Genomic DNA, 12,052 nt, shown 5'->3' with positions numbered 1-12,052 from the left:
TAAGTTAAGAATTTAAGTTAATAAGAATACTAGTATCACAACAAAAGTATGGAAGGGGTTATGACTTTAGAAATTAAACAAATTAGAGAAGACGCTATGACTTAATTAGTGGATTTAGTCCATGAGGCATGGTTCGAAGGGGTTTATAAAGCGAAGAAATTTGAAAAGGCAGCATCTGCTATTTCCCTTAACAAAGCACTATAGAACAGCTCATTAGGATGCGTTGCCGTTCTTGGTGGAGAAATTGTTGGTATGACTCTTTGTTTAATGAAAGAAGCAGATTCGACTTTTAGAATGTTCCAGTTAGACTTTATTGACAAATTGATCACCTTATCCAACCAAGCGCAACCGGATGAAGTCGAACGAGTGACTCGCGTCTTCTAAAGTGAACGTCAAGCCTATAGACAATTAATTACCGAAGTCTTTGATTATTTTAAAGAACAGGACTTGGAAAATGTTTATTTAATCACCGATACGGATTGCAATTACCGTTTTTATGATTACCTCCATTTCGAGCTTATCAATGAGACACGTATTAAATTACCAACCAAAGAGGGCTTTAGATATCGGGATGAATTTATGTATGCCTATTCACTTTAAACAAAAATTTTAAGACAGCTTAATCCTTTAAGATTAGGCTTTTTTTATGCAAAAATTTAGAAAAATAAAAAAACACAAAAATTTTTGTTGACAGGAAAAAGGAAAGACGGTAATATTCATTTTGAAAATAATAATAATTACTATTTATCTTTAGGCAGATAAATTTAAAAAAGGAGATCGTATGAAGTATCAAGCAAAAACAAAAAAATGGTGGTTAGTTCTTTGTCTTATTATTGGCTCTTTAGTGAATATTTCTTCAATTCAATCTGTTAAAGCAGAAGAAGAAAGAAAAATAGTCACTTCTTTTTATCCAATGTATGCCTTAACCAAGGAAATCGTTGGCGATAAACACCCTGTTTTGATGATTAATTCAGCGAATGGTATTCATGGTTTTGAGCCTTCGGCTAATGATGTGGTGGCCATTTATGATGCTGATATCTTTGTTTATCACTCAGATATCTTAGAATCTTGGGCTCAAAAAATTAAGCACAATGTCGAAAAGCAAGAGAAATCTAATGTGATTATTATTGAAGCTTCGAATGGATTAGCTATGAAGAAAGTGCCGGGTCTAGAAAAACTAGAATTGATGGAGGGTAAAGATGAATCAACCCTTTATGATCCACATACCTGGTTAGATCCCATTGAAATAGGCGAAGAAGCAAAGTTGATTGCTCAAGCCTTAGGGGAAGTGGATAGAGATAATAAAGATTACTATTTGCAAAGAGCAGAAAGTATTGGAACGCAAGCTCAGGTTATAACGGATAAATACACCTCACTTTTTAAAAAGCTCAAGCAAAAGACTTTTGTCACTCAGCATACAGCCTTTTCTTATTTAGCCACACGCTTTGGCTTAACACAGTTGGGAATAGCAGGTGTGTCTGGACAAGAGCCCAGTGTGAAACAATTGCAAGAAGTGAAAAAGTTTGTGGAAAAATATCAAGTCAAAACCATTTTTACCGAGCCGAATATTTCAGATAAAGCTTCACAATTAATAGCCCAAGAGACTGGAGCTAAGGTAGAAGTCTTGGATCCCTTAGAAGCGGATCCCCATAATGATTTAAGTTTACTAGCTAATTTAGAAAATAATTTACAAAGACTGTTAAAAGTTTTGCAAGAAGAAGGAGAGAAATAAATGAAACCATCTAAAATACTCTTGTCATCCGCCGCTTTATTGACACTTTTAAGTTGGCATGAACCAATTAAATCAATCTACGCTCAAGATGATAAAGATTCATTCATTAATTATATTGAGGGTAGCGATGGAGAAAAGCCAAGTAATGTCTCAAGCACTGAAAACCGCACTATGGAAGAAATTTCAATGGAAGAAGGCATTGCGGGCGAGCAAATTATTGTCCAAATCAATAGGGAAGGTTATGTGACTTCTCACGGTGATCATTATCACTATTTCAATGGAGCAGTTCCTAGTGATGCTATTTTTTCAGAGGGAGTCTTAGCCCCTGAAGATTATCAATTTAATGAAGAGGATCTTGTTAGTCAAACGGATGAAGGGCAAATTATTTTAGTAGATGACCAATATTATCTTTATATAGAAAATCCAGATCAAGCTAAAAATCTTCGTTCTTTAGAAGAAGTGTTACTACAGTCATACAGTATGGATCCTGTCGATGCAAAGGCTATTTATGATTTGATGGAAGAATATGAACTTGGCGAAGAGGCTATTATTACTTATGAATTAGAACGCAGTCCTGAAGAAGTAGCAGATCAAAAAGGGATTGAAGGAGAGCATGTTGTTGTCTATTTAACCGAAGAAGAGTTTGTAACCAATCACGCTTTTGATTTACATGTTTTCTATGGTGACCTTGATCCAGAGGCTGTTTTCTCTGAAAGACTCCTAACACCTGAAGATTATCAATTGGACCAAGAAGATGTGGTCGCAGAAATTAAGAATGGATACATTGTAAAGCTAGAAGATCAGTACCAAGTTTACATAGCTCCTGAAGATCGGGCCCAAGCTGATAATATCCGAACTTTCCAAGATATTGAAGCTCAAGTAACCAGCAGTCAAAAGGTCTTTAAACAAGCAGGTGGAGTGCGTAAAGATGTAGCTAACACCATAGCAGCTGGTGAAGTGGGTGGATCAGGTAACCGCAATTCTAGTGGAGCTTACGTAACGGATGATGGATATATCTTTAACCCTTATGACGTTATAAAAGATTTAGGCAATGGCTTTATTGTTCCCCATGGTGACCACTTCCACTTTATTCCAAAGTCAGATTTAACGCCTCAAGAAATAATGATTGCAAACGCTGTTCTATCAGGTGGAAAAATTTCACAAGGCAACAGTAAAACAGCTGATAAAGGAATGGTTGATCAGATCATTCATGACAAAGCTGTTAATCATAAAGGTCCTTACACAACGGATGATGGCTATGTCTTTTCAGTGGGATCCATTACTAAGGTAACGGATACAGGTTTAATTGCTGCTCATGGTAGTCACTTCCATTTTGTTCCTTTTGCTCACTTAAACAAAGGAGAATTAGCCCAAACACAAGCTTATATTCAAAAGAAATTCGGAATTAAACGTAATTTATTGGCTGAATTTGGTTTAGCTAAAGAAGATAACAAAGTTGATCAGCCAAGTAATAAAAAACCTTCTCAAAACCTTGATAAGATAGCTGATAAGCCAACTGAAAATGATCAAGGTAATAAAAACCAAACAAATTCAGAATATCAGCGCCTATTAGCCAAACTCTATGCTTTGCCAATCAACCAACGTCATACTGAATCTGATGGTTTGGTCTTTGACCCGGAACTCGTAACAGATGAGATTGAGGGAGACTTCGTCTTACCTCATGGTGACCACTTCCATGTTATTCCACGTTCAAGTCTATCAGATTTAGAAATTAAATTAGCAGAAATGAAATTAGGCAAACGTCCATCAGTCGCTGTGAAGCCAAAAAACCCACAAGTTGATAAAGCAGATAATGAAAAACCAGCTGAATTAGACCAAGCAAGTCAATCTGAAAAGCCTAGCCAACCAGATCAACCAAAAGCAGATGGAAAAGTTGATTTCTTAGCTCAAAATTATAAGAAGTCAGCTAAGGGTAAGGACGGTAAAACATATACAACGGATGATGGCTATGTTTTCACACCAGAAAGTATTTTGAACTACTCTAAAAAGGGGCTTACAGCTGAGCATGAAGGACACACTCACTTTATTCCTTTTGGTGATTTAGACGACAGTGAATTGAAAGCAGCTGCTGACTTTATCAATCAGCGAAACATTAATGCAGCAGAAGAAAGTAAATATACAGCAGAAGAAATTGCAGCCAAGTTGGCCTATATTTCTTTGGAAAATGGTGTAGCCATTGAAGATCTGGAAGTCAACGGTAACGAAGTGATTATTCCGCACGGTAATCATTCACATACAGCGAATATGGATAAAATTCCAACAGAATTAAAGCAGTCTAACTTCACCTCGGAAGAAGACTATCAAACTCAATTGATTACGCTTAAAATGAGTGAAGTATCGCGTAATAAGGATTACATTGATGTTTGGCGTAAAGATGCTACCATTTATGCTTTAACGAAGTTCTATAAAGTAGTAGAGATACCATTAGATGACATAGAATTACCAATTAAATATGATCAAGTCTCATTAAAAGATGTAAAAACAATAGAAGATCCACTTTTTGAAAAGAAAGTCTATGTCGCTCAGCGCTATAAAGTTAAGCCATCTGATATGTTTATCTTTAATGGTCGTATCAAAGTTGGTGATCTTAATTTAGTGATCGATGAGATTGACGTAACAGAAGCCTATGAAACAGATTCAAATGATTTGCCAGAAACTGAAGAAAATGTTGAAGGAGAAAAGGATGAAGTGGTTGAAGAAACTCCTTCTAATAAAGGAGTTAGCCATCAAGCGGTCATTGAATATATTAAAAACTACTATGGTAAGGCTGCTAAGTCTGTTAAGTACGGAAAAGGTTTTGGATATATAGTGACGCCAGCTTCTGGAGAAGAGAATGTATTAATTATAGAGTCTGAAGCAAGAGCAGCGATGGAAAATAAAGAGGCATTGCCAGAACTTGCTAGTCAGAAGGATGGCGTAGATTCAGAAAATGAAGTTTCTTCACTAGATGAAACTACCAAAGAAATTTCGATGGAACAATTGAAAAATTTTGTAGGTAATTACTATGGGGTAAACCCATCAAGTATTCAAATATTTTCAGGTATGGTAATCGTTCCAAATCCTAATCCAGATTATGCCAACCTTAATCTTACGATTAAACAAGTAAAGCTTGCTTATATTATGAATGGTGAATTACCTGCTATGCCACAAGTTGCTCCTTTTGCAAAAGAAGAGATTGGAGAACGAAATGATTCTAATTTAGATGATGCAGAAATAGGCAAATAATCAAAATTATAACAAAGTTATGTTAAGAGTCCTTGTTAATGATCAAAGGACTCTTAATTTTTATTTAGGGAAATTAAATATCAAAATTTATGTCATACAAATAAATTTGATAGACAAGAAAGTAGGCATATTTTATAATCAAAATAAATTTTTTGATTATAAGGAGCAAAAGCTATGGCTAAGAAATATCAGTGCTCTTATTGCGGGAAAGAGTTTTCCAAGTCTAAAATTGACTGGGAAGGTTCAGAACCTGAGTTTGAAGAATATTACTGCAAAAAATGCAGCGAATCTCTTATACAAGCGAGTATCAATGCGATGGATCCCAATAGCAACGGCTATGAGGAAGATGGATTTTAGGAAGAGGAAAGGTTAGGTTTTTAAATTTAATTATTAAAGCATTTCATTTAAATAGAAAATAAGACTTCTATCGATAGGAGTCTTATTTTAATTGTCTACTACAAGACTTAGAAGTAGCCAAGGAATGTCTATTCATTCATGATATAATATAGGAACAATCTTAAAAACTTAGCTTAAAGTAGTAAGAAAAGAGGTATTTAATGAAGCGCTTTATTGAAATCGATGAACTTAGCCAGTATCCAAAAGCTTTTTTATAAATGTAACACTGGGAAATGATCAAGCCAGTGGCGATGACTACTATTTAGGACTTGAGGAGCCACTATATGATGAGGCGAGTCACATTCCGCATGCCAAGTCATATTATTACGAATTGGTGTACGATGATAAGGGGTATATGAGGTCCCAGAAAAGTTTATAAGCTCATTTCAAAGACCTTAAAGACAAAGAGCTCATGGTGTCTTGAGGATTGGGCGTAACCGCTTGTAGCAATTTATTAGCCTTAGATGAAATAGGCATTGAAGGAAAGTTATACACTGGTTCTTATTCGCAATGGTTGAAGAAAAAGCAGAAAGCTGTTAAAGGAAATGATGAGTAGAAAGAGTGAGTGAATGAAAAAAGAAATATTTCCGACTGAAGTATTGGAAGTTGAAATTACTGAGTTAGACCATAAAGGAAATGGCTATGCCCGTTATGTCCATGCGCCAGACCGTGGGTCGAATGGAAAGGGCTTGAAATTATTTATACCCAATGCCGTTCCAGGGGATAGAGTTCGGGTGACGGTACCTAATGCCAAGGGCAGAAAGCAAGCAGTCGTACCGTTTGATGCATTATTAGCAGCCAGTCCTGATCGTAATCTTGATATTCCGCTCAAAGACGCCAATGCCGGGGGAACGCCATTAATTTCCATGACCTATCCAGCTCAGTTAGCTTATAAAACCCAAGAAGTAAAGGACCATTTAGCAAGCCAAGGATTCGATCCGGCTTGTGTTCGACCCATTATTGGGATGGATGATCCCACCCATTATCGTAATAAAATGGAGTTAAGCTTCGGAGCTGAAGGGGCTATCGGTATGCATGAACAAGGTAACTTCACCAAAATCATCGATATGAAAGATTCGGTGCTTGCTCCTAAACTATTTGTCCGGGTAAAAGAAGTAGTCGCCGACTGGCAAAAAGATTATCAATTATCCTATTATGACAAACAGACTCAAAAAGGTCTTTTGAGAAATCTCTTATTGCGTCAATCCTTTGTCACCGGGGAGTTGATGGTAGTGATTTATGCCACTGAAGCACCTAGTCAAATGCAAGAGGCAGTGGATGATTTGAGTCAGCGGCTAAGCAAACGCTTCGATCAATTAGTTAGTTTACAATGGATTCTACACAAGGAAGCGACGGAACGGATTCAAGCCGACGAAACGTTTATTCTTCATGGGCGCGATTATATTAATGACGAATTAAATGGCTTTCGCTATCGGATCTGGCCGGAGACCTTTTTCCAAGCCAATCCTGTCCAAGCGGAGAAATTGGTACAACTAGCCTTGGAATTCGCCCAGGTCAATGATCAAATGCGCGTCTTAGATCTTTTCTGCGGGGTGGGAACTTTTAGTTTGCCCCTAGCTGAAAAGGCTAAAGACTTAGCCGGTATTGAGATTGTTGACCAGTCGATTCAATCAGCTATTCGCAATGCGATTGATAACGGCTTAGACAATACCTTCTTTATGACCAGTGATGCGAGAAATGGCTTGAAGCGCTTGGAAACCGAGTGGGGACGACCTGATTTATTACTATTAGACCCTCCTCGTTCTGGGGCCGGTGGAAAAGTCATGCGTGCCATTGGAAGATTTGGTACGGATAAAATTGTTTATGTTTCTTGTTTCCCTAAAAGTTTAGCAGAGGATTTGGTTTGGTTACGTGACTTTGGTTATGAATTGGTCTCTGTTCAACCGGTGGATCAATTTCCGCATACAACGCATGTGGAGACGGTGGCGTTATTGTCCAAACTAGATATCAACCAACATATTAAAGTAAAATTAGATATGGATGAGTTAGATGTAACGGCTTCTGAAAGTAAGGCTACCTATGAAGAAATTAAAAATTATGTATTAAAGAAACACAACATGAAAGTATCTAATCTATATATATCACAAGTAAAGAAAAAATGCGGACTTGAAGTTGGTAAAAACTATAACGTCTCAAAGAAAGAAAATCCTATAGTCCCTAATTGTCCACCTGAGAAGGAAGAAGCGATAAGGGAAGCTTTAGAGTATTTTAAAATGATTTAATGTAAGGATATTAGAAAGACAAGCTAGTATTTCAAAAGGGCAAGATAAATGATATACTAGGCATAGTGTCTAAAATAATAATTAAAATGAATATATATTAAATCAGATATAAGGAGAGATAAAATGGGAGTATCTTATAGACCTTTATGGATAGAACTAGCCAAAAGAGAAATGGGAAAAGTTGAATTTCAAGAATATGTAGGTATTTCAGGAAATTTATTAGCAAAGTTAGGGAAAAATGACTACATATCCATGAGAAACTTAGAACAGATATGTAGGAAGATGAAACTTTCTCCTAATGAAGTAATTGAATTCAAGGAGGAAGAAAAAAATGATAACTAAAGACAACCTGAAAGAATTATTAATTTTTTTAGGTTATGAAGAAGTTGACGGTAACTATTCTTATCATTTTGAAGAAACTAACTGTGATATTCTTGTAGACTTTTCAAATGAAAAAATAATTTATCCTACGGAAAAGGGGATGATAGTAAATGAAAGGCAGACTACAAATTTTTCTAGCAATGAGAATTTTGTCGTTTTAGAATGTATTCATAGGCTATTAGAAAAAGGATATAAACCGTCACACATAGAAATTGAAAAAAGATGGTCATTAGGTCATTTACAAAAAAGTGGTCGTGCTGACATATGTGTTATGAACGCTACTGGCAATGATATGCTCTTTATAATTGAGTGCAAAACCTATGGAGATGAATTTGATAAAGAGCTTAAAACATTAAAATCAGATGGTGGACAACTATTTTCATATTTACAACAAGAAAAATCTACAAAATGGCTAATGCTATATGCTTCAAGCTTTAAAGATGGAAAGCTAAACCATCAAATAAAGACAATTCCAGTATTTGATACAGAAGATATCTTAGAAAAAGCAAAAAAAGACAAAAGTATAGACCTATATGAAAATGCAAATTCTAAAGAAAAGACTTTTGAAACATGGGTAGAAACCTATGATCAGAAAACATATGGAGACTTAATTTTTTCTGAGGATACAATTGCCTATAACATTGGAGAAAAACCACTTAGAAAAAAAGACTTAAAAGAGTTTAATCCAAGAGATAAAATTGTAAATAAATTTGAAGAGATATTAAGGCACAATAATGTATCAGATAAGGAAAATGCTTTTAATAAATTAACGGCACTGTTTATTTGTAAACTTGTAGATGAAATAAATAAAGAAGAAGATGATATAGTTGACTTTCAATATAAATTCGGAACAGATACTTATGAGACCCTCTTAGATAGACTTCAAAGGCTTTATAAAGAGGGGATGGATAAATTTATGAAAGAAGAAATATTTTATGTATCATCAGAATATCCTTTAAATTTATTTTCAACCTACAAAGGACAGAATAGGAAAAATGCTATAGAAGATTTAAAAGAAACATTTAGAAAGTTAAAATTCTATTCTAATAGTGATTTTGCTTTTAAAGATGTACACAATGAGGAGCTTTTTAGACAAAATGGTAAAATTCTAGTAGAAGTGGTTAAACTATTTGAACATTACAGGATTGTATACTCATCTAAACATCAATTTTTAGGAGATTTGTTTGAACAACTATTAAATCAAGGCTTTAAGCAAAATGAGGGACAGTTCTTTACACCTATTCCAATTACAAGATTTATTTGGGAAAGCTTGCCAATAAATAACTTAAAAAGTCTTTCAAAGGAAGATGGCTATCCTAAAATAATAGATTACGCTTGTGGTTTTCGTGTCATAATTATGACAACGGCAAATAGTAACGATAGGGACAGGGCTTCAAACCCTTTACAAAAATAAAACACTTCTAAATTCCCCAATTGTGAAAATATATGATTTTGGAAAGTTGAAGGATAAAAGGAGTAAGTATGAATCAAGATATTGATATTACAGGGGTAAGGTTAGAAACCAAATCTCTTATTTTAAGACCCTTTGAGAAAAAGGATCTAAATGATTTTTATGAGTATGCAAAGGTTCCTGGTGTTGGTGAGATGGCAGGATGGATTCATCATCAATCAATTGAAGAGTCTGAGAAAATTTTAGATATGTTCATGAGTGATAAAAAGACTTTTGCAATACAAGACAAAATATCTGGAAAAGTTATCGGTTCTTTTGGTATAGATAAGTACGATGAAAGACTAGCTGGCCAAGAATTCAAAAATTTAAAATGTAGAGAAATTGGATATGTTCTAAGTAAAGATTTTTGGGGGAAGGGATACATGCCAGAAGCCGGTTTAGCGGTTTTGAAATATTGTTTTGAGGATATCGGATTAGATGCAGTTTTTTGTGGATTCTTTAAGAAGAATAATCAATCAAAGCGAGTAAATGAAAAATTAGGTTTTACTTACCTCTTAGAGCATACCTTTAAGACTAGGTATGAAACTGAAGAAGAGGCAATTTTAACCGTAATACTAAAAAATGAATGGGATAATAAGAATAAAACTAATGTTTAAAAGAAACGTGATTCTGTATGATATTTTTAGTTTGTATGGTTAACAATCCACCTAAATTAACAAAAAATCAGCATCTATAAATGTTGATATCGCTATATGATTTTGCAGGTGGAAGTGGTCACTTTTTAACAGAGGGGATTGACCTAATCAATCAGATAAAAGAAAATACCAATAATAATTGGATAGCTGAAAATATCTATGGTATAGAAAAAGATTATAGATTAGCAAGAGTTTCTAAAATCTCTCTTTTTATGAATGGTGCAGGTAGTGGAAATATCATTTTTGGAGATGGTTTAGATAATCATAAAAGCAAAGGAATTGAAAATAACAGCTTTGATATCTTAGTTGCTAATCCTCCCTATTCTGTAAGGGCATTTAAGTCACATTTAAATTTAAAAGAAAATGATTTTGAACTAACAGAATCTATATCAAATGAGGGTAGTGAAATTGAGGTTTTATTCGTTGAAAGGATATCTCAGCTTTTAAAACCTAATGGTATAGCTGCTGTTATACTCCCATCTCCTATTTTGAGCAATACATCAAACAGTTATGTAGGTGCAAGAGATGAGATTTTAAAAAACTTCAAGATAAAAGCTATTTCTCAATTTGCAGATAAAACTTTTGCTGCTACAAATACAAACACGGTCATTTTATTTTTACAAAAATATAACGAGCCACCAAAATATTTTAAAATCATAGAAGATACAGTCCAGGCTGTTTTCAACAATGAGAAAACAGCTGAATGGATGGACAACGAAATATTAGAAGATTATCTTGAGCATATAGGGGTAGAAAAGAATTTATATCTTGAATTTATAGAAGAAGCTAGAGATTATACTGATTTATTGGAAAATAATTATTTTAAAATGTATGTAGATGACTTTAAAAGCTCTACAGAATTAAGAAATTTACAAGGTCGTAGTTCATTTAAAAATCAATCAGAATCAGAACAAAAAGAAAATATAAACAATATTTTTTATAGCAATATTAAGGAAGTTGAAAAAGAAAAAATATTCTATTTTGCTCTTGTAAGAGAGCAGGAAACAGTGGTAGTAAAATCTCCGACAACGGCAACAGGACAGTATGATTTTTTAGGCTATCAATGGTCTAATCGTAAGGGGAGTGAGGGAATACGAATTAGAAATCTAGGAGGGAGATTATATGACCCTAAAGATAGAAACAGTGATAAACATATAGCTCCTATTATTAGAAATGCATTTAATAATAACATAGTAGATATTGATGATTCTCTAGAGGAATTTATAAATATTATTCAAACAAGGAATATGCTTGACTTTGAAAGGGAAAAGTTTGATAAGGGTATAAGCCTGATTAAAAGAGAAGTCATAAAGATTAAAAGTAAATATACTGTAAAGAAAATAAAAGAGATAAATGAATTGAGTATAATTAGAGGAGTAACATATCCTAAGAATAAAGAAAGTTTAAATATTACTAGTAATATTGTTTTAACTGCTGATAATATAACGTTGCATAATATTTTAGATATAAAAAAAGAAATTTATATTGAAGATGACTACGAATTACCTGCAGAAAAACAACTGTTAAAAAATGATATTTTCATCTGTTTTTCTAGTGGGAGCTTGAAACATATTGGAAAAATGGCATTTATATATGAAAACCTTAAAAAATATGCTGGTGGATTTATGGGAATAATAAGATTAGGATCGATAGAAGAAATACTCCCTAAATATTTATTTTTGGTTTTATCATCAAATAAAATTGATCAACAAATAAAAAGTATTGCATTAGGTGGGAATATAAAAAATATTTCATCAGATTTTGAAAATATAAAAATCCCAGTACCACCTATAGAAGTACAAAAAGAAATAATATCAGAATGTGAAAAAATAGAAGAAAAATATGAAACTACTCGTATGAAAATAGAAGATTATCAATCTCAAATTCAGAAAATATTTGAAGATCTTGAAGTCATAAAAAATGATGGGGGGGGTACAAACTAAGTGAT

Annotated in this window: 9 protein-coding genes; all 9 read left to right on the top strand. The window is 33.9% G+C overall.

The genetic code is table 11. The annotated features are described in order from the left end of the window. Positions 1–252 precede the first annotated feature (252 nt). The 9 genes from ACQV2R_RS02925 to ACQV2R_RS02885 all read left to right on the top strand — a co-directional run bounded on the left by ACQV2R_RS02925 (position 253) and on the right by ACQV2R_RS02885 (position 12,047). Positions 253–384: a hypothetical protein gene (locus ACQV2R_RS02925; protein WP_428875028.1), complete on the top strand. Its 132-nt coding sequence runs from the start codon at positions 253–255 to the stop codon at positions 382–384. Positions 385–781: 397 nt separating this feature from the next. Further along, positions 782–1,732: a metal ABC transporter solute-binding protein, Zn/Mn family gene (locus tag ACQV2R_RS02920; RefSeq protein WP_428873525.1), complete on the top strand. Its 951-nt coding sequence runs from the start codon at positions 782–784 to the stop codon at positions 1,730–1,732. Next, entirely contained in the window at positions 1,733–4,978 is a 3,246-nt protein-coding gene (locus tag ACQV2R_RS02915) for a pneumococcal-type histidine triad protein (RefSeq protein ID WP_428891800.1), read from the top strand. Between the two features lie 174 nt (positions 4,979–5,152). Beyond that, positions 5,153–5,335, top strand: coding sequence for a hypothetical protein (locus tag ACQV2R_RS02910; protein ID WP_428873527.1), 183 nt, complete (start codon positions 5,153–5,155; stop codon positions 5,333–5,335). 608 nt (positions 5,336–5,943) lie between these two features. Then, positions 5,944–7,617, top strand: coding sequence for a 23S rRNA (uracil(1939)-C(5))-methyltransferase RlmD (gene rlmD, locus ACQV2R_RS02905; protein ID WP_428891799.1), 1,674 nt, complete (start codon positions 5,944–5,946; stop codon positions 7,615–7,617). A 123-nt stretch (positions 7,618–7,740) separates the two neighbouring features. After that, a complete protein-coding gene (locus ACQV2R_RS02900; RefSeq protein ID WP_428873464.1) occupies positions 7,741–7,959 on the top strand; it encodes a helix-turn-helix domain-containing protein in 219 nt (72 codons plus the stop codon). After that, entirely contained in the window at positions 7,949–9,412 is a 1,464-nt protein-coding gene (locus ACQV2R_RS02895) for an N-6 DNA methylase (RefSeq protein ID WP_428873466.1), read from the top strand. The genes ACQV2R_RS02900 and ACQV2R_RS02895 overlap by 11 nt, the downstream gene beginning before the upstream one ends. Before the next feature lie 68 nt (positions 9,413–9,480). After that, positions 9,481–10,065, top strand: coding sequence for a GNAT family N-acetyltransferase (locus tag ACQV2R_RS02890; RefSeq protein ID WP_428873467.1), 585 nt, complete (start codon positions 9,481–9,483; stop codon positions 10,063–10,065). 80 nt (positions 10,066–10,145) lie between these two features. Next, complete coding sequence (locus tag ACQV2R_RS02885; protein WP_428891798.1) at positions 10,146–12,047, top strand: N-6 DNA methylase; 1,902 nt, start codon at positions 10,146–10,148, stop codon at positions 12,045–12,047. The last annotated feature ends 5 nt before the right edge of the window (positions 12,048–12,052 follow it).

It is taken from the genome of Facklamia sp. P12937 (genome assembly GCF_050409505.1).
GTDB lineage: Bacteria > Bacillota > Bacilli > Lactobacillales > Aerococcaceae > Facklamia.
This window is presented reverse-complemented; position numbering and strand designations above follow the sequence as displayed.